Annotated in this window: 18 protein-coding genes; 10 read left to right on the top strand and 8 right to left on the bottom strand. The window is 71.3% G+C overall.

What is annotated here, in order from left to right:
• Nucleotides 1–160 precede the first annotated feature (160 nt).
• Nucleotides 161–1,213, bottom strand: a complete 1,053-nt coding sequence (locus BHU15_RS03250) for a C40 family peptidase (protein ID WP_069625765.1) — start codon at nucleotides 1,211–1,213, stop codon at nucleotides 161–163.
• A gap of 218 nt (nucleotides 1,214–1,431) precedes the next feature.
• Here BHU15_RS03250 and BHU15_RS03245 point away from each other — a divergent pair, with 218 nt between their 5' ends.
• The 6 genes from BHU15_RS03245 (at nucleotide 1,432) to BHU15_RS03220 (ending at nucleotide 7,381) form a co-directional block, all read left to right on the top strand.
• Nucleotides 1,432–1,941 carry a DUF6668 family protein gene (locus tag BHU15_RS03245; RefSeq protein ID WP_079127854.1) on the top strand — a complete coding sequence of 170 codons (510 nt, stop codon included), beginning with the start codon at nucleotides 1,432–1,434 and terminating at the stop codon, nucleotides 1,939–1,941.
• A 12-nt stretch (nucleotides 1,942–1,953) separates the two neighbouring features.
• Complete coding sequence (locus BHU15_RS03240; RefSeq protein ID WP_023539985.1) at nucleotides 1,954–2,274, top strand: hypothetical protein; 321 nt, start codon at nucleotides 1,954–1,956, stop codon at nucleotides 2,272–2,274.
• A 76-nt stretch (nucleotides 2,275–2,350) separates the two neighbouring features.
• Nucleotides 2,351–3,109 carry a DUF8175 domain-containg protein gene (locus BHU15_RS03235; RefSeq protein ID WP_069625763.1) on the top strand — a complete coding sequence of 253 codons (759 nt, stop codon included), beginning with the start codon at nucleotides 2,351–2,353 and terminating at the stop codon, nucleotides 3,107–3,109.
• A complete protein-coding gene (locus BHU15_RS03230) occupies nucleotides 3,109–4,377 on the top strand; it encodes a hypothetical protein (protein ID WP_069625762.1) in 1,269 nt (422 codons plus the stop codon). The genes BHU15_RS03235 and BHU15_RS03230 overlap by 1 nt, the downstream gene beginning before the upstream one ends.
• Entirely contained in the window at nucleotides 4,367–5,863 is a 1,497-nt protein-coding gene (locus tag BHU15_RS03225; protein WP_247748645.1) for an SCO6880 family protein, read from the top strand. Before BHU15_RS03230 ends, BHU15_RS03225 begins: the two co-directional genes overlap by 11 nt.
• 48 nt (nucleotides 5,864–5,911) lie before the next feature.
• Nucleotides 5,912–7,381: a putative type IV secretion/conjugal transfer ATPase gene (locus BHU15_RS03220; RefSeq protein ID WP_069625761.1), complete on the top strand. Its 1,470-nt coding sequence runs from the start codon at nucleotides 5,912–5,914 to the stop codon at nucleotides 7,379–7,381.
• 36 nt (nucleotides 7,382–7,417) lie between these two features.
• On the opposite strand, the gene BHU15_RS03215 is transcribed toward BHU15_RS03220, so the two are convergent.
• Together BHU15_RS03215 and BHU15_RS03210 are read right to left on the bottom strand one after the other, a co-directional pair.
• Nucleotides 7,418–10,141 (bottom strand): ATP-binding protein, encoded by a 2,724-nt coding sequence (locus tag BHU15_RS03215; protein ID WP_069625760.1) that lies wholly within the window; start codon nucleotides 10,139–10,141, stop codon nucleotides 7,418–7,420.
• A 194-nt stretch (nucleotides 10,142–10,335) separates the two neighbouring features.
• The gene (locus BHU15_RS03210; protein ID WP_069625759.1) at nucleotides 10,336–11,265 is read right to left on the bottom strand and encodes a hypothetical protein; all 930 of its coding nucleotides are present in this window, start codon (nucleotides 11,263–11,265) and stop codon (nucleotides 10,336–10,338) included.
• A gap of 352 nt (nucleotides 11,266–11,617) precedes the next feature.
• Between BHU15_RS03210 and BHU15_RS03205 the strand changes: the two genes are divergently transcribed.
• The gene (locus BHU15_RS03205; protein ID WP_255293014.1) at nucleotides 11,618–13,078 is read left to right on the top strand and encodes a glycosyl hydrolase; all 1,461 of its coding nucleotides are present in this window, start codon (nucleotides 11,618–11,620) and stop codon (nucleotides 13,076–13,078) included.
• A 6-nt stretch (nucleotides 13,079–13,084) separates the two neighbouring features.
• Here BHU15_RS03205 and BHU15_RS39960 read toward each other — a convergent pair whose 3' ends face one another.
• Nucleotides 13,085–13,246: a hypothetical protein gene (locus tag BHU15_RS39960; protein WP_171908303.1), complete on the bottom strand. Its 162-nt coding sequence runs from the start codon at nucleotides 13,244–13,246 to the stop codon at nucleotides 13,085–13,087.
• 115 nt (nucleotides 13,247–13,361) lie between these two features.
• On the opposite strand from BHU15_RS39960, the gene BHU15_RS03200 reads away from it, so the two are divergent.
• The 3 genes from BHU15_RS03200 to BHU15_RS03190 all read left to right on the top strand — a co-directional run bounded on the left by BHU15_RS03200 (nucleotide 13,362) and on the right by BHU15_RS03190 (nucleotide 16,371).
• Nucleotides 13,362–14,048, top strand: coding sequence for a TetR/AcrR family transcriptional regulator (locus BHU15_RS03200; RefSeq protein ID WP_069625757.1), 687 nt, complete (start codon nucleotides 13,362–13,364; stop codon nucleotides 14,046–14,048).
• Between the two features lie 300 nt (nucleotides 14,049–14,348).
• Nucleotides 14,349–15,620: a peptidase gene (locus BHU15_RS03195; protein ID WP_368483184.1), complete on the top strand. Its 1,272-nt coding sequence runs from the start codon at nucleotides 14,349–14,351 to the stop codon at nucleotides 15,618–15,620.
• Between the two features lie 151 nt (nucleotides 15,621–15,771).
• Nucleotides 15,772–16,371: a hypothetical protein gene (locus BHU15_RS03190; protein WP_069625755.1), complete on the top strand. Its 600-nt coding sequence runs from the start codon at nucleotides 15,772–15,774 to the stop codon at nucleotides 16,369–16,371.
• Nucleotides 16,372–16,461: 90 nt separating this feature from the next.
• On the opposite strand, the gene BHU15_RS03185 is transcribed toward BHU15_RS03190, so the two are convergent.
• The 4 genes from BHU15_RS03185 to BHU15_RS03170 form a co-directional block, all read right to left on the bottom strand.
• Nucleotides 16,462–17,463: an ABC transporter substrate-binding protein gene (locus tag BHU15_RS03185; RefSeq protein ID WP_069625754.1), complete on the bottom strand. Its 1,002-nt coding sequence runs from the start codon at nucleotides 17,461–17,463 to the stop codon at nucleotides 16,462–16,464.
• A 12-nt stretch (nucleotides 17,464–17,475) separates the two neighbouring features.
• A complete protein-coding gene (locus BHU15_RS03180; protein ID WP_069625753.1) occupies nucleotides 17,476–18,255 on the bottom strand; it encodes an ABC transporter ATP-binding protein in 780 nt (259 codons plus the stop codon).
• A gap of 1 nt (nucleotide 18,256) precedes the next feature.
• Complete coding sequence (locus BHU15_RS03175) at nucleotides 18,257–19,264, bottom strand: FecCD family ABC transporter permease (protein WP_438284954.1); 1,008 nt, start codon at nucleotides 19,262–19,264, stop codon at nucleotides 18,257–18,259.
• A 95-nt stretch (nucleotides 19,265–19,359) separates the two neighbouring features.
• The gene (locus BHU15_RS03170) at nucleotides 19,360–20,373 is read right to left on the bottom strand and encodes a pyridoxal-phosphate dependent enzyme (protein WP_069625752.1); all 1,014 of its coding nucleotides are present in this window, start codon (nucleotides 20,371–20,373) and stop codon (nucleotides 19,360–19,362) included.
• Nucleotides 20,374–20,558: the final 185 nt, after the last annotated feature.

The raw sequence follows: 20,558 nt of genomic DNA, 5'->3' as shown, positions 1-20,558 counted from the left end.
GTCGGGTACGGGCCGGTGCCGGTCGCCGGGGGCGCGGACGGCGCCGTACGGACGTCCTCCCCGCCCCCACCGCCGCCGTCGCCGGAACCGCACCCGCCGGCCAGGAGACCGAGCGTGAGCACCGTCGCGGCCACGGCGCTGATCCGTGTACGGGGGGAGGTCATCCGAACCGCCTGATCTGCTGGGGCTTCCCGGCGTAGTAGGGCTCGTCGAGGTTGCTGATCTTGACCACGTCGCCGGTCTTCGGCGCGTGGATGAACTGCCCCTGGCCGATGTAGATGCCGATGTGGTCGTAGCTGGAGCCCAGTTGGAACCCGACCACGTCGCCGGGCCTGATGTCCTCGCGGGACACCGGCTCGCCGACGGTGACCTGCACCTGGCTCACCCGGGGGAGCAGGGTCGCGCCGCCGCTGGCGTGGTAGACCGCGTTCTGCACGAGGCTGGAGCAGTCGAATCCCACCGTGTTCGCGCCCTGGGCGAAGCCGCGTCCGGGGCCTTCGGGCCCGCCGCCTCCCCATGAGTACGGGGTGCCCAGCCACTTCTTGGCGCCGGCCACCACCCGGCCGCCGAACGAGTCGTCGTCCACGGCCGTTTCGTCGCCGCCGCCACCGCCGCTGTTGCCGGTGAACTTCGACATCAGCGAGATGATCTTGGTGACGTACCCCTGGGTCTCCGGGATGCTGGGCACGCCGCCGGACTGCTGGACCGCTCCGGGACCCGCGTTGTAGCCGGCGAGCATCAGCCGGGTGAGGTCACCCTCGATGCCCATGTCCCTGATGGTGTCGGCGAGATAGCAGTCGTAGCGGGCCTGGGTCATGATCGCGTCGCCCGGGGTGAACGGGTCGGCCACACCGTCCGGTTCGGCGCTGCCGTCCTTGCCGGCCGCGTCCACGCCCCACGTCGCCCAGGTGCCGGGGATGAACTGGCTCAGCCCCTGGGCGTTGGCGTGGCTGACCGCGGTGGGGTCCCAGCCCGACTCCGCCTCGATCTGCGCGGCGACGAGCGGCGCGCTGACCTCCGGGCAGAGGCCGCCGGCCTGCTCGATCCATGTCACGTACTCGGGCGGGATCTGGCCGGGGCTCAACTCGGTGACCAGTCCGACCGGTTCGACGACGTCCTCCTCCGGCTCGGCGGCGCCCAGCACCGACAGGCCGACCAGTGAGGTGACCAGTCCGAGGACGGCGAACCCGGTGACGAGCGCGCCCGATTTCACCTGAAGTCCGACATGCGTGAATGAATCCTTAACTTACTTAAGTGAAAGAAGAGTTGTTTGTTGCGTGTTATCAACTTGTGTGTATTATTCGGCCCGTTGCGTCGATGGTCGAAGGAGATGCCTTGACAGGGGATGTGCCGGTCGTCAACCCCTGGTTGTCGCCGCAGTCGGGCCCTCCGGGGGGCACCAACGGGAAACCCGGACGATCGGTTCAAGGAATGCCCACCGGACTTTCCGGACCACCGGCTCCCCAGGGCGCCGGAGTGCCCCCGCCCGAGCACGGACTGCCCGTCGCCCGGCCGCAGTTGGGCACCGAACAGTCCTGGTGGTGGCTCGGTGTGCACGGCGGCGCCGGTGTCAGCTCGCTGGAGCGGGCCGTGCCCGGAGGCCGGGACGCCGAGCGCGCCTGGCCGTCGGGCCCGGGGAACCAGCCGGTCGTCCTGGTCGCCCGCGCCACCGCGCACGGTCTCGCGGCGGCCCAGAACGCCGCCCGGCAGTGGGGCTCGAAGACGGTCACCGGCGTCGACCTGCTCGGCCTGGTCGTCGTCGCCGACGCACCCGGCCGGCGCCCCCGCGTCCTGCGGGACACGGTGCGACTCGTCTCGGGCGCCGTGCCCCGGCTGTGGGAGATCCCGTGGGTGGAGCAATGGCGGCTCGGCGAGCCGCACATCCCCAAGGAGTGCGTACCCCTGGCCCGCGACCTGACCCGGCTCACCCAACTCACTTAGAGGGGAACGGAGTTGTCCACTCTGCTGGCGTCTGTTCTTGACGCCTCGACGCAACTGACCCACACGCTCGCCGCCCCGGTGCCGCCTTCCGGCGTGCCCGACGTCGGCGGGGGCGAGGCGCCGCCCGGCGCCGAGGACCTGCTGAAGATCCTCAGGTGGGTCGCGTGGACCGTGACCATCCTGTGCGTCGCCGGCATCTTCGGCGTCGCCGCCCGGATGGCGGTCGACCACTCCCGCGGCGGCGGCCGTGACCACGCCAGGGGCCTCGGCTTCGTCCTCGGCGCCTGTCTGCTCCTCGGCTCCGCCTCCGGCATCGTCGGCGCCTTCGTCTAGACCGGCCCGGCATCCCCGTACCGCACCCCGTACCGCTCACTCCGTACCGCCCACCCATGAGGAGGGAGAGGAAACCATGCCAGACCCCGGCACCCCCACCGCGGCCGACGAGCCGCGAAGTCCGTGGCTGCGCACCGGCTTCGTCCTCGCCGCCGCTTTCGTCGGCTTCGTGGCCGTCATCGCGGGCGCGGTCGTCTTCACCTCGGACGCCTCGGGCCAGGACGACGGCTCCGCCGCGTCCCGGCCCCCCGTCGACCGGGCCGCCGCCGACCCGTCGTCCCCGCCCGGCGGTGACGGCGCCTGCGCCGAACTGGCCGACACCCGCCAGGACATACCCGCCGCCGCCCCCAAGGGCGTGACCTGGGCGCTGTTCGGCGCGGTCGCCGTGCCCGCGTCCAAGGAAGCGGGTCCCGCCGTGACCGGCGACGACGTCGCGCGCTGCTACGCACGTACGCCCGTCGGCGCCCTGCTCGCCACCAGCCAGATCAGCGTGCGCTATCTGGCCGCCGACGACTGGCGGAAGGTGACCGAACTCCAGACCGTCGGAGCGGGCCGCGACGCGTACATCACCGGCCGGACCAAGGCGGAGAAGGAAGCGTCCACCGACCGGGACGGCGGCGCCCACGGGCAGATCGCCGGATTCAGGTTCGTCACCTACGACAGGAGCACCGCGGTCATCGAGACGGTCTGGCGGTTCCCGGACGGCCGGATGCAGTCCGCGATCACGACGGTGCTCTGGCGGGACGGCGACTGGCGGCTGGAGTACCCGGCCGCGCCCGCCGCCCCCACCCCCGTCGGTTCACTGGCCGGCTACACCACCTGGGGAGGCGTCTGATGGCGGGCTGCGACTTCGGCTGGGTGACCCCCTCGGTCGGCGGCTACTGCGTGGGCAGCGGTACGGGGACGGCCCCCGACAATCTGGGTGACAGCGCGTTCGACGACATCGCCGAGAGCGCCGCGCAGGCCGCCGGCATCACCGTGAAGGCCCTGGGCAGCGCCTGGATGAACCTGGGCGGACCCGATCTGGCCGACGAGAGCGGACCGGTGGCCTTCCTCCAGGGCTCCACCCTGTGGATCACCTCCTTCACCGCCGTGCTCTGTCTGCTGATCGCGGCCGGCCAACTCGCCTGGCGGCGGCGCGGCGAGCCCGCCCGGCAGGCGCTCCAGGGACTGCTCAACCTGGTGACCGTCTCCTCGGTCGGCGTCGCCACCGTCTCTCTGCTGACCTCGGCGGGCGACAAGTTCAGTATCTGGATCATCGACAGGTCCACCGGCTGCCGGCAGATCAGCGCCACCGGTGAACCGGTCGCGCAGTGCGTGGCCGAGTTCGAGAAGCGCACCTCGGCGATGCTGGCCCTCGGCGGCTCGGAATCCTCGTTCCTCGTCCTGATCATGGCCGTGCTGGTCATCGTCGGCACCATCGCGCAGATCGCCCTGATGATCGTGCGCATCGCGATGCTGGTCATCCTCACCGGCACGCTGCCGCTGTCGGCGGCGGCCAGTTCGACCGCCGCCGGGCGGCTCTGGTTCCGCAGGTCCGTGGGCTGGCTGCTCGCCTTCGTGCTGTACAAACCGGCGGCCGCCGTCGTGTACGCCGCCGCGTTCTCGATCAGCGGCAGGCAGCAGGACAACGAGGTCGTCTCCATGGTCTCCGGAGTCGTACTGATCGTGCTGGCCTGCTTCACGCTCCCCGCGCTGATGCGGTTCGCCGCCCCCGTCGTCCAGGCGGCGGTCTCGGGCACGACCCGATCGTCCGGTGGATCCGCCGGGGCCAGCTCGCCCGCCGGCGGTGGTACCGGCGCGCTGCCCGTACCGCACCTGCGCAGTCTGGCCACCGGCCGTTCGGTGGCGGGAGCCGCGGTGAACCCCGATGCCACCGGCGCCCGTTCGGGCCGTCCGACGCTCGCACGCGGCGTCGAGGGCGCCCGCGCGACACCCGACGGCGAGCGCGTCCACGCCTCACTCGTCCGGCCGGAGGCGGCCGACGCGCGGGCCGACGCCGACGAGACACGGTCCGCGGACCGGCGGAAGACACCGTCCCTGGTGCCCGTCCCGGACCTGCGGAATTCCGACCACCAGCAGGAGAACCCGCGTGACCACTGAAGAGATCACCACCCGCACCTACGGCAACTTCCGCAAACCGCGCACCGCCGGGCTGCGCGGGCTGTCCCTGGGCACCACGCTGCTGCTGCTCCTCGGGCTGATCGCCGTGGTCCTGGCCTCGCTGGCGTCCCTCTGGGCCGCCGTGGGTCTGGCGGTCTCGCTGGCGATGGTCACCGCCGCGCTGGGCCTGCGGGACCGGCACGACCGTACGGCGATGCAGCGAGGCGGGGTCCGGCTGGCCTGGTGGCGTACGACCTCCTCCGGCGGCCATCTCTACCGGTCGGGTCCCCTCGGCCGGTCCGGCTACGGCACCTGCCAACTGCCGGGCCTGGCAGCCGCGTCGACGCTGACGGAGGCCCAGGACGGCTACGGCCGGCCGTTCGCCGTGATCACGATTCCCTCGACCGGCCACCACACCGTGGTCATCTCCTGCGACGCGGACGGGGCGGCCCTCGTCGACGAACGGCAGGTCGACACCTGGGTGGCCCACTGGGGCCAGTGGCTGTCCGCGCTGGGCGCCGAGCCGGACCTCGTCGCCGCGAGCGTCACCGTGGAGACCGCCCCCGACTCCGGTGTACGGCTCCAGCAGGAGATCGCCGCCAACTCCGTCGCCGACGCCCCGGCCCTGGCCACGGAGATGCTGCACGAGGTGCTGGCCGCGTACCCCGCCGGCTCGGCGCGGATCGCGACCCGGATCGCGCTGACGTACGCGGGCGCCGCCCGGCCGGGTGTCCCGCGCCGCAGCGCCGAGGACATGGCACTGCACATCGGCACCCGGCTGCCGGGGCTGACCGGCGGACTCTCCCTGACCAGCGCCGGTACGGCCGTACCGATGACCGCGACCGAGCTGGCCGAGGCGGTGCGCGTCGCGTACGACCCGACGGTGGCGACCCTGGTCGAGGAGGCGCAGGCCACCGGCGGCACCGGGCTCACCTGGCGGGAGGCGGGCCCCATGGCCGCCCAGGAGGCGTGGGACCACTACCGGCACGACGGCGCGTTCAGCGTGACGTGGGCCATGACGGAGGCCCCGCAGGGTGAGGTGTTCTCCAACGTCCTGACCGGTCTCGTGCAGCCCAGCCGCGACATCGCCCGCAAGCGGGTCACGCTGCTGTATCGCCCGCACACCCGCGCCGAGGGCGCCCGCGTCGTCCAACAGGACTACAAGAACGCGCTGTTCAGCGCCCAGCAGTCGCAGATCGGCAAGGCGCGCGAGGACGCGGAGGTGATCGCGGCGCGCCGGACCACCGAGGAACAGGCCCAGGGCCACGGGGTGATCCGCTTCGGCATGCTGATCACGGCGACCGTCAACTCCGCCGAGGAACTGCCGATGGCCGCGGCGGCCGTCGACAACCTGGCCCCCGCCGCCCGTATCGGCGTACGGCCCGTCTACGGCTCGCAGGCGGCGGCGTTCGCGGCGGCGCTGCCGCTGGGCCTGGTGCTGCCGCTGCACACCGCCGTGCCACAGGCCGTACGCGACGCGATGTAAGCGCCTCCGGAGACGCGACGGCACGGACGGACAACGAGGAGGACCCCGATGGCACGCCAGACCAAGCAGTCCCGACAGCCGCGACGCCCCACCCCGCGCGGCTGGCCCGGCCCCGGCGGCGGCATGGTGGGCTACGTCGACCCGGCGCCCGAGTGGCGCGGCACCTCGGTACAGGTCTGCGGACTCTGGCCGTTCGGCGCGGGCGCCGGGACCCCGATGGTCGGGGTGCCGCTCGGCCGTGACCTGGACTCCGGCGCCACCGTGTGCTGCGACCCCATCTCCTGGTTCAGCCGCACCGGGCTGCTCGCCAACCCGTCGATGTTCGTCCTCGGCCGTCCCGGCCTCGGCAAGTCGACGATCGTACGGCGCATGGCACTGGGCCTCTCCGGCTACGGTGTCCACCCGATGATCTTCGGTGACCTCAAGCCGGACTACGTGGACCTGATCAGGGCCATCGGCGGCCAGGTCATCAGCCTGGGACGCGGTCGCGGCAATCTCAACGTGCTGGACCCCGGCGAGTCGGGCCGGGCCGCCGCCCGGCTCACCGGCGAGGCCCGCCGGCGGCTCCTCGCCGACATCCACGGCCGCCGGCTGCACATGGTGTCGGCGCTGGTGACGATCCTGCGCTCGGCGCCGCCGACGGACCGTGAGGAGACGATCCTCTCGACCGCGCTGAACGTCCTGGACGACCGGTTCGACGCGACCTCCGGCCGGGTGCCGGTGCTCGCCGATGTCGTCCAGGTCATCAAGGACGCCCCGGAGGCCGTACGGTCGGTCGCCCTGGACCGGGGTGACATCACCCGCTACCGGGACATCACCGAGAACCTGGAGGCGTCGCTGACCGCCCTTCTCGGCGACGGCCGGCTCGGCGGGACCTTCGCCAAGCCGACGACGGAGCCGATGAAGCTGGACCGCCCGGTCTGCTTCGACATCAGCGGTATCGACGACAGCGAGGCGCTGCTCCAGGCGGCGGCGCTGCTGTCCTGCTGGTCGTACGGCTTCGGCGCGGTCTCCGCGGCGCACGCGCTCGCGGACGCGGGTCTTGAGCCGCAGCGCAACTACTTCCTCGTCATGGACGAGTTGTGGCGTGTGCTCCAGGCAGGCCGCGGTCTGGTCGACCGTGTCAACGCCCTCACCCGGCTCGACCGCCAGCGCGGTGTGGGCCTGGCGATGATCACGCACAGCATCGACGACCTGCTGGCCCTGCCGACGGAGGAGGACCGCACCAAGGCCAAGGGCTTCGTGGAACGGGCCGGCATGGTGGTCTGCGCGGGCCTGCCGCCCGCCGAACTGCCGCAGCTCGGCCAGATCGTGGAGCTGACGGAGGCGGAGAAGCGGCTGCTGGTCGACTGGTCGACGCCGCCCGCCTGGGACGCCGCCAACGGCCGCAGGGCGGAGCCGCCCGGTCTCGGCAACTTCCTGATCAAGGTGGGCAACCGGCCCGGGATCCCGCTGCACGTGGACCTGACGGCGGCGGAGCTGGGCGTCAACAACACGAACAAGAGGTGGAACAAGTAGCGCCGCGTGGTCGGCCGTTGGAGGGTTGCGCCCTGCTCACGACGCCTGGTCGGTGAGCAGGTGCGGCTGGTTCTTCAGCTGTCTGCGCGAACTGATGCCGAGCTTGCGGAAGATGTTGCGCAGATGGGCCTCGACGGTGCGCGGGCTCAGGAAGAGCCGGGCAGCGACCTCGTTGGACGTGGCGCCGGTGGCGACCAGCCGCGCGATGTGCACTTCCTGCATGGTGAGCTGGTCGTACGCGTGACCTGACGGGCTGCCGGTCTTCTCGCCGGTGGCGCGCAGTTCGTCGGCGGCCCGCCCCGCGAACGCCTCAAGTCCCGCCCCCGCGAGGAGCTGGTGCGCGGTGCGCAGATGCTCGCGGGAGTCCTTCCGGCGGCCCTCGCGCCGCAGCCACTCCCCGTACAGGAGATGGGCGCGTGCGTGGTACGGGAGCAACGGGGTGTCCCGGAGGTGTTCCAGGGCCTCGCGGTAGTGGTCCTCGACGCCGGTGACCAGCCCGCGCGCGTACGCGGCCAGCCCCAGGCCCAGCGGGGTGCCGGCGGCTTGGGCGCGCCGGGTCAGCGACTCCAGCGCGAGGGCGGCCTCGGCGGTGTTGCCGCAGCGGACGGCGGCTTCGACGAGTTCCGGCAGCACCATGCCGGGGCGGCCGAGCCCGTCGTACGCGGCGGCCAGCCGGGCGGCGGCCAGTGCGGCGCGGTAGTCGGCCAGTCCGTTGTTCAGTACGGCGGTCGCGTGGTGGAGGTCCGCGAGCTGCCCGGTGCCGTCCGGCGAGGCGGTCGCCGCGACCTTCTCGAAGAGTTCGGTCGCTTCCCGGCGGCGCCCGCGCATGGCGGCCAGATGCAGCCGGGGATAGCTCACCGGCTGCCCGCCGGTCGCGTCGGCCATCGCCTCCTCCTCGGCGATCGCCGCCATGGCACGGGCGAGGTCGCCGGTCAGCGCGGCGCGGGACGCCAGCTGGGCGAGGCCGAGCCGGAGCACGAGGGGGGATCCCGAGGCGCGGCCGGTCTTCATCAGCCAGTCGACGACGGTCCCGTGGGTGTCGCTGTCCCAGAGTTCGGCCGCCACGATGAGGGCGAGCGCCGGACGCCGGGTCCACATCGGGCTGTCGGTGCCGTGCAGGGCGCTGCGCAGGAGGGGGGCGGCGGCCTGGTGCCCGTGGGTGTTCAGCAGGCTCAGCGCGTCGAGGATGTCCGGGGGGCGTGCCGCGGCCGAGGCCGAGGTGGCGGCGGAGGCGGCGACGAGGACGGTGTCCAGCACATCGCCGGACCGGCCGACGAGCAGGCTCATCTCCAGGGCGTCGATGAAGCACTCGCGGGACCGCTCCGGGTCGAGTGACGCGAGCCGCTGCCCGGCGCGGACCATGAACATCGAGCCGTCGGCCTCGTTCTGCCGTACGAACGCGATCTGCCCGCGCAGCAGGTCTACCTGGGCGTGCTGGTGTTCGTCCAGCGGGGTGTTCTGGACGGTGCTGACCAGGGTCGCCGCCGTGTCGGGGGAGCCCGCGTCGAGGTGGGCCGCCACGGCGGCGAGGGTGCGTTCGATCCGTTTGCCGGGGGCCAGTGACAGCTCCGCGGCGCGTTCTATGAAGGCCGCCGCGGCGACCACGCCGCCGCGCGAGCGCGCGCGGGAGGCGGAACGTTCCAGCTCCGCCGCGACGTCCTCGCGGGGGCCGGTGCTGGCCCGCGCGCGGTGCCAGGCCTGGCGGTCCGGTGCCACGACGGGGTCGGTGACCTCGGCGAGTACGCGGTGTGCGGTACGGCGCTGAGCGGCGTCGGCGGCCAGATAGACCGCGGAGCGGGCCAGCGGGTGGCAGAAGCGGACACGGGTGGCGAACTCGGCGAGCCCGGTGGCGGTCACGGCCGCGCTGGTGGCCGCCAGGTCGATGGCCATACGGCGCGCGGCGGGCCACAACAGGTCGGGGTCGCCGGTCGGGTCGGCGCTCGCGATGGTCAGCAACAGCCGTGCGTCGGGCTGCAGTTCGGCAAGTCTCTCCTGGAAGCTCCGCTCGATCCGGGTGGGCGCCGACGAGGTGTCCGGCAGGGCGAAGCCGTCGGCCCTGGGCAGTTGGAGCAGCGCCAGCGGGTTTCCGCGCGCCTCGGCCATGATCCGCTCGCGGACCTGGTCGTCGAGGGCGCCCCGGATCTTCGCGGAGAGCAGCGCCCGCGCGTCGCTGTCACCGAGCCGGTCGATGTCCAGGCCGGGGAGTTCGTCCAGTTGGCTCGCCGCACCGGAGCGGCGGCTCGCGAACACCAGGGCGATCGGTTCGGCGCTGATCCTCCGGGCGATGAAGGTCAGCGCCTTCGACGAGGCCGCGTCCGCCCACTGGATGTCGTCGACCACGCACAGCAGCGGGCGCTCCCGCGCGGCGGCGGACAGCAGCTCCAGGGTGGCCAGGCCGACGTGGAAGAAGTCCGGCGGTCCGCCGGCCAGCCCGAACGCGACCCGCAGGACCTCCTGGTGCTGGGGCGCCAGATCGGCGAGTTGGCCGGGCGACGGCACGCACAGCGGCCGGCAGAGCTGGTGCAGAGCGGCGTACGGCAGTTCCGACTCGAACTGCGACCCGGACGCGTGCAGCACCCGGAACCCCGACGCGGCCTCCCCGGCGTGGTCCAGCAGCGCGCTCTTCCCGATGCCCGCCTCACCCCGCAGCACCAGCACACCGCCGCGGCTCTCGCGCGCGTCGGCGATCAACTCGTCGATGGCTCCGGTCTCCTCCCGCCTGCCGACGAGTGGACCGGGGGAGCGGGTCAACGGGCGCATACAGGTACGTTAGCCCGGTTTCCGGAAGTAATTCGTCCGGCCCTTTCTGTCATCGTCCACGGCATTCGGGGAGTTCGGGACCCCCGCGAGACGGACAACGTTCCCGAGGGGCGACCGGTTCAACGGGCCCGCGAAACGAGTGGAGAAGGCGGGCGCCCGGCGGCACGGTGCCGTGCCGCCGGGCGCCCTTCTGCCTAGGTCGACCTCTTGGATCCCCCGGATCCCGCGGACCGGTTCCGGTCGGCGGGGGGTACCTGCATGCTGCTCGTCCGGGCGAGCGGCGGGGCGTTCCGCCGGGCGTGCTCCTGCTGCCCCGGGGGCAGCATGCTCGTCAAGGGGTTCACGGACTGGCCGCCGTCCAGACGGGTCGTCCTGCGGCGCAGCGGCTGAGGGGGTTCGAAGTCCGAACCCGAGCCACCGCCGATCGGCGTCTCCGGGGTCGGGGACATCGAGTCCGGGCTCGCGTTCGCGTACGAGGCGATCTGGGTGTTGAGCGGGAGGCTCGTGTGGAAGGGCTCCGGCGCGGGCTCCGGCGTGGGCTCCGGCCAGGCGGCGACCGCGCGTCCCCCGGTCGAGGTGGTGAGCGCGAACGCTTCGAAGCCGCTCTGTGCGCCGGCGCTCAACGTCGGGTACTGGCCGACGGCGCCCGCGAATCCGCCGGTGGCGGTGAGCATCTTGTTCACCTCGCCCGAGTTCCAGGCGTCCACGCCGTCAAGCACTCCGCGTGTGACGGCGCCCGTGGCGGTGATGATCTTTCCGGTCTTGTCGTACCCGGCGGCCTGGAAGCCCTTTCCCACCGCCGCGACGAGCTCGGGTCCGACGGCCCCGAGGAATCGCAGCGTCGTATTGCTCTTGGGGTCCACCCATCCCTTCGCGTCGTTCCACTTCCGTACGAACCAGTTGCCGTTCCTGCTCCGGTCCGCCGTGAACGCCTCCCCGGTTTCCAGGTCGTAGAAGTTGACGGTGTCGACCGAGCCCCTTCTGGGGGGCGGCGTGGGAGGGAGGCTGACCTCCGGGCTGGAATGGAGGGTGGCTCGGGGGTGCCGGTGCCTGCCGTCGTAGGACCTGATGCCTCTGACACCGACGTAGGAATCGCTGCCTGAGCTTTGGTCGCCGGGCTCCATGGTGGCCTTCCTTTCACGGAACAGGAGTCTGCTTACGGGGGAGCACAACGGTGCTCGGCCCTTTTCGGTTCAGGCGATTCCGGCACGGCCGCAGGTGAACCGTCCTCTCTGCGCATACGTCGTGCGGGCGTAGTCGACCCCTGAGTTGAGAGGCTGCTCTATGCGTGTGAGATCACTCGCGTCATTTCAAAAGTTCCGATCACTTAAGAAATTCGGAAAATTCCGCCCAATTCTCCTCGCATTCCTGCTGGTTGTCGGTCTGTCGGTCGCGACCTCGGCCGCCACCCAGGGCTCCGACAACGACGACCGTGTTTCCAGCGCGTCGGCCAACGGCAGCGAACACACCGTCACGTTGAAGAACGAGACGGACAGCAAGATCTGGGTCGGCGCCGGGGTCAACGCCGACGGCTCGCCCGAGCTGACCGGACTGCCCACGCTGGACCCGGGCAAGTCCGCCACCGTCACCATCCCCGAGAACTCGGGCGCCGGGCACTGGCGCGGCAAGTTCTTCGCCCGCCAGGGCTGCGAGGGCGAGAGCGGCAGCACCTTCCACTGCGCCGTGGCCGACTGCGGACCGTTCGCCGACCGCTGCTCGACCGGTGAACAGCCCGCCAGCCTGGCCGAGTTCAACTTCGACCGGGCCGACGGGATGGCGCCCTGGTACAACGTCAGTTACGTCAACGCCGTTTCGGCGCCCATCACCATCGTCCCGGACGGCGTGCCGCCACCGGAGAACGGCGGCGAGTGCGCGGCCGTGGGCTGCCCCACGGATCTGCTCTCCGCCTGCCCGCCCGAGAATCTGACCAAGGACGCGGCGGGCAAGCCGATCGTCTGTGTCAACCCGAACCGCGACGCGAAGACCGCGTACAGCAACGCGCTGACCGAGAAGTGCCCCTCGGCGTACTCCTGGTCCAAGCACGACGCGGAGGCCGGCAACGAGGTCGTACGCCAGTGCCGCGAGTGCACCGGCATGACCGTCACCTTCCACGGCACCGGCGGCGGCGCCCCCGCGCCCGGCGGCGACCAGCCGGGCCAGAACAACGGCCCGCAGAACCCGGTCCCCCGGCCCGACAAGGCTCCCGTGGACGGAGCGGGCAAGGGTGTGGGACTGAACCCCGTCGACGGAGCCTCCGAGGCGCTGGCCGCCTCCGGCGCGAAGTGGTACCACAACTGGGCCTCCTCCAGCGCCGGCGTCACCACGCCGGAGGGCGTCGAGTTCGTCCCGTCGATCTGGGGCCCCAACTCGGTCACCGAGCAGGAGCTGGGCAACGCGGCCCGGGAGGGCAAGCAGCTCCTCGGCTTCAACGAGCCCGACCGCGCCGACCAGGCCAACATGTCCCCCGAGCAGGCACTGGACCTCTGGCCCCAACTGGAGAAGACCGGCCTGAGGCTGGGAGCACCGGCGGTCTCCGTGGACGCCGACAAGCCCGGCGGCTGGCTGGACAGGTTCATGCAGGGCGCCCAGGCGCGCGGTCTGCGCGTCGACTTCATCCCGCTGCACTGGTACGGCGGCGACTTCACCCCGGCGGCCACCGGCCAGTTCATCGACTACCTGGAGCGTGTCCACCAGCGTTACAACAAGCCGATCTGGGTGACCGAGTACGCCCTCATCGACTTCTCCCAGGGCACCCCCCGCTACCCGAACGAGTTCGCGCAGGCCGACTTCCTCAAGCGGTCGCAGCAGGCGATGAGCGATCTGGGCTACGTGGAACGCTCCGCGTGGTTCGCCCTCAACACGGAGACGAGCCCCACGGGCCTCTTCTACCGAGGCACCCCGAACGCCAGCGGCAACGCCTTCCGCGAAGTGAAGTGACCCGAGTCAACACCCCAGGGGGCGGGGGCCGGACGGCACAACCGTCCGGCCCCCGCCGGGCTCGTCGTACATCGCGCCGTTCGCGGCCACGGAGTTCCTGGGCCCGGCCGGAGAGACGCGCTGGTAGCCGTACCCGTCCCAGTACACGTGCTCGTTCGGTTGCGGCATGTTCCGCTCCTTCCGTCATGTGGCCCGCCACTACGGGTCGGAACGGAATCGGTTCACGAGGGCGGGTGGCCTGCCCGCCGGGGAGAGAACACCGTTGACTTATAAGGTGGGGCGCATGGTCACCTCACGGCAGGCAGCGCGCGAGCGGATGATGCGTGACATCGTCCGCGTGGGGCGCGAGCACCTGGCGACGGTGCTTCCCGCCGAACTGTCCCTGCGGGCCGTGGCCCGGGACATCGGGGTCGTACCGTCGGCGCTCTACCGGTACGTCCAGGACCGCGAGGCGCTCATCACCCTGCTGATCGTCGACGCGTACGACGAACTCGCCGACGAGGTCGACGCGGCCATCGCCGCGGCCTCAAGGCGCCCGCACCGTGAGCGGCTTGAGGCCGCGGTGCTCGCGGTGCGCGCCTGGGCCGTGCGTGAACCGTCCCGGTTCGCCATGCTCTACGGCACCCCCGTCCCCGGCTACACCGCCCCCGGCGACCGGACCGTGGGGCCCGGGATCCGGCTCGCCCTCGCGCTCGCCGGAGTCGTCGAGGACGCCTGGCGGGCGGGTGAGCTGCGCGCGGTCGAGGCGCCGGGCGATCCCGCCGTCCGGGCCGACATGGAGCGGCTGCGCGAGGCGTACGGGTTCGAGATGCCGGTGGGCAACGCGGCCCGGGTCTACGGGCTGTGGTCCGCCGTCATCGGCGCCGTCCTCTTCGACACCTTCGGCCACTACGCCGCCGACACGGTGACCGACCCCGAAGCCTTCCTCCGCGCCCACACCGCCGGCCTGGCCGACACCGTCGGCCTCTGACCGAACCGGGCGCCCCCATGCGCCTCTTGGTGCCTTTCATGCAATGACATGGATCACAAAAGTGCCCCGTGTGCGGAAAGCAACTGTCCCTTTACGTGGCAATTGCCCCGCCGGTGAAGACCATGTGCAGGACTCTTCACCTGTTTAACGTGCTTCCGACAACGGCGTTTTCGGACATACGATCACCGGCGAAACCCTGCGTGGGTGCTACCGCAGTGGTTCCTTCGACACGTTTTCGAACCCGCTTCCCGGACTCACGTGAGGACTCCATTGAAGATCCGACGCATACTTGCCACGGCCGTGGTCGCCGCCGTCACCACTCCGGCTCTGCTGCTCTCCGTCTCGCCCGCCCTCGCCGACGCCCAGCAGTCGGCCGCGTCGCAGGAGCGGCAGGCGGGCGACCGGGACAAGCCTTCCATCGAGGAACTCGAGAAGGCCGCCGAGCAGGCACAGAAGGCGTATGACGAGGCCGTCGCCGCCGAGAAGGCCGCGCGACTGGTCGTCGACGCGGCCTTGTCCGACGACGCGCCGCTCGCCGTCGCCGCGAGCGCCGCCAAGAAGGAGGCGGAAGCCGCCGCCACGGCCAAGGAGAACGCCGACACGGCGCTCGCCGACGCCAAGGCCGCGCTCGCCGCGCTGCCCGAGACGGCGTCCGACGAGGAGAAGGCGGCTGCCGAGAAGGCCGTGGCCGACGCCGAGGCCGTCGCGGTGGCCGCGGCGAGCGCCAAGACCGCCGCCGACGAGAAGGCCGCGGCGGCCGTCAAGGCCGCCGACGACGCCCGCGTCGCCGCCGTCCGGGAGTACGACAAGGTCCAGAAGGCGCTGGCTGCCGCCCTCAAGGCGAAGGAGGCCGCCGACAAGGCGCTCGCCGACGCCAAGGACGAGGAGCCGGAGGAGCCGAACGAGCCCGGCGACTGCGTCCCCGAGAACAAGCTCGACACCGTCGTCAAGGGCCTGCCGTCCAAGATCGTCGCGGGCTCGACGACCGACTTCTCGCTCCGCGTGACCAACGGTACGAAGAAGACGATGGACGAGGTCTACCCGTTCGTCTACTTCCACGCCACGGACAACGGCGGCTACAACGTCATCGACGACGCCTTCCACCTCCAGTGGTCGACCAGCGCGTCCCCGACGTGGAAGAACGTGAAGTACGGCACCGTCGGCCCCGTCAACTCCCTGAAGGGCGGGTCCCACGCCGATGTGAAGCTGCGCCTGAAGGTCGACGCCAAGGCCCCGGCCGGCCACGGCGTCGCCTTCGTCGCCGGTGAGTACATCAACGACGACGAGTCCTGCGGCGGCAACTTCCCCGAGGAGTACGCCTTCGACCTCCTCCCCGCGGGCAGCACCCCCGACGACGTCGACGACGCCGAGCCGGACAAGACCAAGCCGGGGACCCCTGACACCAAGCCCCAGGGCGGCACGTCCGACACGGCGTCGGACTCCGGCTCCCTCGCGGACACCGGCTCCTCTTCGCCCCTCCCGCAGCTCGCCGCGGCGGCCGGCGCCGCGCTGGTGCTCGGCGGAGCGGCGGTCTACACCGTCCGCCGCCGTCGGGCCGGCTCCATCTCCTGACGCGGCCTCACCAGGCTGAACGGTAAGAAAGGGCGCCCCCTTCCGGGGGGCGCCCTTTCGCGTTGGTCCGCCCCAATTGCAGAATCTGACTGATTGATTTCGTGATAGAGTTTACCGAATTCAACAGACGCCACAAAAAAAGGGGAATGGCGTGAATACCGAGAAGGTCACGGCTCGACGTCTCACCGCCGAGGAAGTTTCAGAACTGGGGCTCCAGGACGACATCTTCGTCTCGGCTGGGATGGATGGCCTTCCTCTCGACTGCTACGCCCCGGCTTTCCTCACGGAGCCGGGAAAGAATTCCGAAGGAGGTTCCTTCGCCGCCAGGACGGTCTTCGGTGAGGTAATCCATATCCTCCCTGACAATGCCGAGGAGCCCGGCATCTGGGTGGCCGACAAGGCCGGGGAGGAAATCGAGGTTCTGCAGAGCGCCGGTATCCTTCTGAATCTCGCCCTTTTCGTTCCGGGCGGGAACAAGGAATCCCTGGAGTCGCTCTACTCCGCCGCCCGGGACGCCTTCGGCGCCGGAATCGTCCAGCGCTGGAGCGAGGAAACCGTCGCGGTGCCGGACGTCAAGGTCGACCTGTTCGAGGAGCCCGCCCGGGGCCGGAAGAACACGAGCGGCCAGAACCGCGACCGCCGCGCCCTGGACATCTACCCGACGCGGGTGCGGTTCCTGGAGCCCAGCGAGGGCTGGAAGTTCATCATCGAGCCGCACAAAGAGATTGTCGACGACACACCGACCATCTGATCCGAAGAGGCATTCCAGAAGCGAAACGCTCGGCCGGGGTTTCCCGGCCGGGCGTTTCGTGCGTTTCACCTGTTCGACGTGTGCGGATGATCAGCCTGCCGGCGACCGAAGATACGCCGCGAACTTCTCCAGGCCGTCGATGTTGCGCGGTCCGCTGATGCCCTCGTTGTAGTCGAGGATGAAGAACCGGTTGTTCCGCACGGCCGGCAACTTGCTTGTCCTGGGGGACTTCTTGAGGAAGTCGATCTTCTTCTGCGCCGGCTGGTCGCCGTAATCGAGAATGATGATCACCTCGGGGGCGGCCTGTGTGACGGCTTCCCAATTCACCTGGGTCCAGCGCTCGTCGAGCCCGTCGAAGATATTCCTGCCCCCGGCGATTTCGATGATGTCGTTCGGCGGTACCTGACTGCCGGCGGTGAACGGCTGATCGGTGCCGGAGTCGTACAGGAAGACCGGCGGTGCCTCGCCCGGCGGGACGCTCGCCCGTACGGCGGCCACGCGCTTCTTGAGGCCGGCGACGACCTCGGCCGCCTTGTCCTCGACGCGGAAGATGGCACCGAGCCGTTCGAGATCGGTGTAAAGCCCTTCGAAGGGGGCGGTCCTCTGCGGAAAGCCCGGGTAGTTGTAACAGCTCTCGGTGTGCATGAAGCTCTGGACGCCGAGCTTGTCGAGGATCTCGGGGGTGATGCCGCGCTGGTCGCTGAAGCCGGAGTTCCAGCCGGCGACGACGAAGTCGGCCTTCTTGGAGACGATGAGTTCCTTGTTGAGGAGATCGTCGCTCAGCATCGGCACCTCGGCGTACCGCGCCGCCCACGGCGACTCGCTCACCGGCGGGTTCGCGGGCGGCATCACATAGCCGAGTACGTGGTCGGTGAGGCCCAGGCTGAAGAGTTTGTCCGCGCTGCCGCCCTCGTAGGCGACGGCTCTTTCCGGGACGGTGTACGGGACCGGTTCGCCGCAGCGTTTCACGGTGACCTCGCCGGTGCCCTTGCTCGCGCTCCGGACGTCGGCGCCGCAGCCCGCGAGGGCGACGGTCGCGGTCACGGCGGTACCGAGGGCGACGAGCCGGCGGACGGGAAGGGGTGGTGACATGGGTGGGTTCTCTCAGTTCGTCGGTGGGGCGGGGAGGGTGTACAGCAGTTGCGGGCCGCCGGTCAGGGGATGGGGAACGACCGTCGCCTCGACGCCGAACACCTCGCGTACGAGCCCGGCGGTGAGCACCTCGCCGGGCGGCCCGGTGGCGACGAGGCGCCCGTGCGCGAGGACCCCGAGCCGGTCGCACGCCGCGGCCGCGAGGTTGAGGTCGTGCAGTACCACCAGCACGGTGAGGCCGGCTCCGCGCAGCAGCGCCAGCAGTCCGATCTGGTGCCGCACATCCAGATGATTGGTCGGCTCGTCCAGGACGAGGATCTCCGGCTCCTGGACCAGGGCGCGGGCCACCAGGACCCGTTGGCGCTCACCGCCGGAGAGGGTCAGTACGCCGCGCCGGGCGAGATGGGCCACGTCGAGCCGGTGCATGGCCCGCGCGACCAGTGCCCGCTCCCGGCCGCTCAGGGGCTGGTTGCCGCGCAGATGCGGGGCCCGGCCCAGGGCGACGACCTCCTCGACGGTGAAGTCCAGGTCGACCGTGCCGTTCTGGGTCAGGGCGGCGACGGCCCGCGCGCTCTCGCGCGGGGTGAGGGAGGTGAGGGCGAGCCGGTCGACCCGTACGGCTCCGCCGCTCGGTGCCAGCGCCCGGTAGACACAGCGCAGCGCGGTCGACTTGCCGCTTCCGTTCGGCCCGACCAGACCGACGACCTCGCCGCTGCCGACGCGCAGCGACAGAGACTCCACCAGGTTCCGGCCGTTGACGACGACGGTCACCTCGTCGAAGGACAGTTCCATCTCAGCGGCCTCCGAACACGTAACTCTTGCGGCGCATCAGGACGATGAAGACCGGCACCCCGATCAGCGCGGTGATGGCGCCGAGGGGAAGCTCGCGCGGGGCGACGAGGGTGCGGGCGATCAGATCGACCCAGACCATGAACAGGGCCCCGGCGAGCGGGGCGATCGCCAGGACCCGCGCGTGACCGGCGCCGACGACCAGCCGCACCAGATGCGGCATGACCAGTCCGACGAAGCTGATGGCGCCGCTGACGGCGACCATCACCCCGGTCATCAGGGAGGCGAGGACGAGCAGCAGCCGGCGGTGCCGGTCGGGGCCGACGCCGAGGCTGGCCGCCGTCTCGTCGCCGAGCGCCAGCACGTCCAGGGTGCGGCTCCGCCGGTGCAGCAGTACGGCTCCGAGTGTCACCACCGTCGCCACGACCGGCAGGGCGGCCCAGCTCGCGGCGCCGAAACTGCCCATCGTCCAGTAGAGGACGGTGCTGGTCGCCTCGCTGTTCGGGGCGAGGTAGATGATCACGCTCATGACGGCCTGGAGCCCGAACGACACGGTGACACCGGTGAGTACCAGCCGCAGCGGGGACAGGGCGCCGCCGCGCGACGAGGCCAGATAGACGAGCGCCGCGGCGAGCAGCGCCCCGGCGAACGCGCCGGTGGACACCGCGTAGATCCCGAGCCCGGCCAGGCCGCCGGTGACGGTGACGCTCACCGCGCCGACCGAGGCGCCGGACGAGATGCCGAGGACGAACGGGTCGGCGAGCGCGTTGCGCACCATGGCCTGGATGGCGACGCCGACGGCGCTCAGGCCCGCGCCCACGAGTGCGGCCAGCAGGACCCGGGGCGTACGGATCTCCCAGATGATCTGGTACGTCGTGGCGTCCGCCGCCGCGACCCGGCCGCCGCTGAGCGCCGCCCACAGGAAGCGGGCCGTGTCGCCGGGCGGAACGGGCGCGGGACCGAGACTGATGGCGAGCAGGACCGAGCCGACGAGCAGGATCACCAGAACCACGCACCCCGCCAGCGCCGTTGCGTTCGCGGCAGGTGTCGCCGGTCCGGGGTCGGATCCGCCCGTCCGGCTGTCTGTCCGCTGGGTCGACGCCATGTTCAGCGCGCCCGTGCGGCGGCCGGCGCCGGTGCCCCGTGCCAGCTCATCCGGGACCAGGGGCGGGCCAGTTCGTCCAGGGCCGACACCTGGCGGGGCGCCAGTCCGTCGACCGGGAGGGCGTCGCGATGGCGGGCGAAGACCGAGTCGGCGTACCGGTGTCCGGTGTCGGCCGCGACGAACACGACGGTCCGTTGCGGGCGTTGGGCCTGTTCCCAGCGGGCGGCGAGATAGGCGGCCCCGGTGGACAGCCCGGCGAAGACCGCGTGTCTGCGCAGGAGGTCGACACTGCCCGCGAGGGCCGCGTCGAAGGACAGCCAGTGGACCGTGTCGTAGAGGGAGTGCGTGACATTGGCGAACGGGATCGAGCTGCCGATCCCCGCGATGATGATCTCGGGGTCGGTGACGTGCTCGCTGCCGAAGGTGACGCTGCCGAACGGCTGGACGCCCACGAGTTCGACGTCGGCCGCGCGCTCGCGCAGGTACCGGCCGAGCGCCCCCGTCGAAGCGCCGGACCCCACGCCGCCGACCACCGTGAGCCGGTCCGCCCCGGTCTCCGTGCGGACGCGTTCGGCGACGGCCCGATAGCCGAGGTAGTGGATGTCGTCGTGGTACTGGCGCATCCAGTGGTACTCCGGGTGCTCCGCCAGGATCTCCCCGATCCGGGCCACGCGCCGCTTCTGGTCGAGCTTCAAGTCCGCGCCGGGGCCCATCTGTTCGAGGTGCGCGCCCAGGACGGCGAGCTGTACGCGCAGCGTGTGGTCGACGGTCGTCGAGCCGACGATGTGGCAGCGCATGCCGTAGCGGTGGCAGGCCAGGGCGAGGGCGTACGCGTAGATACCGCTGGAGCTGTCCAGCAGGGTGTCACCGCGTCGTACGGTGCCGGTGTCGAGCAGGTGCCGTACCGCCGCCATGGCCGAGACGACCTTCATCGTCTCGAAGCGCAGGCAGATGAGCCCGTCGTCGAGACGTATCAGATCGGGCCGGCCGATCGCGTCGGACATGTGCTCGTCCATGGAGATGCTCCTCGCTGGTGGTGCCGGTGGTGCCGGTCGCGAAGGTCCGGGTGACGGGAATGCCGCAGGTCCGCAGGGCCCGTACGCAGCGGCGCAGCCGGTGGCCGAGGTCGGGGGCCGCGGGGTCGAAGAGCAGTCCGGCCACGTTTCCGCTGTGCGCGATCTGGAGCCCCACCGCCCCGACC

The organism is Streptomyces niveus, assembly GCF_001723055.1.
Classification (GTDB): Bacteria; Actinomycetota; Actinomycetes; order Streptomycetales; family Streptomycetaceae; genus Streptomyces; species Streptomyces niveus.
The sequence above is the reverse complement of the archived record's forward strand: the minus strand, read 5'-3'. Positions and strand labels throughout refer to the sequence as shown.

Coding starts and splice junctions, on each gene's coding strand:
- BHU15_RS03245 (WP_079127854.1), top strand. CDS start 1,432: ATGCCCACCGGACTTTCCGGACCACCGGCTCCCCAGGGCGCCGGAGTG.
- BHU15_RS03235 (WP_069625763.1), top strand. CDS start 2,351: ATGCCAGACCCCGGCACCCCCACCGCGGCCGACGAGCCGCGAAGTCCG.
- BHU15_RS03230 (WP_069625762.1), top strand. CDS start 3,109: ATGGCGGGCTGCGACTTCGGCTGGGTGACCCCCTCGGTCGGCGGCTAC.
- BHU15_RS03220 (WP_069625761.1), top strand. CDS start 5,912: ATGGCACGCCAGACCAAGCAGTCCCGACAGCCGCGACGCCCCACCCCG.
- BHU15_RS03215 (WP_069625760.1), bottom strand. CDS start 10,141: ATGCGCCCGTTGACCCGCTCCCCCGGTCCACTCGTCGGCAGGCGGGAG.
- BHU15_RS03210 (WP_069625759.1), bottom strand. CDS start 11,265: ATGGAGCCCGGCGACCAAAGCTCAGGCAGCGATTCCTACGTCGGTGTC.
- BHU15_RS39960 (WP_171908303.1), bottom strand. CDS start 13,246: ATGCCGCAACCGAACGAGCACGTGTACTGGGACGGGTACGGCTACCAG.
- BHU15_RS03200 (WP_069625757.1), top strand. CDS start 13,362: ATGGTCACCTCACGGCAGGCAGCGCGCGAGCGGATGATGCGTGACATC.
- BHU15_RS03185 (WP_069625754.1), bottom strand. CDS start 17,463: ATGTCACCACCCCTTCCCGTCCGCCGGCTCGTCGCCCTCGGTACCGCC.
- BHU15_RS03180 (WP_069625753.1), bottom strand. CDS start 18,255: ATGGAACTGTCCTTCGACGAGGTGACCGTCGTCGTCAACGGCCGGAAC.
- BHU15_RS03170 (WP_069625752.1), bottom strand. CDS start 20,373: ATGGACGAGCACATGTCCGACGCGATCGGCCGGCCCGATCTGATACGT.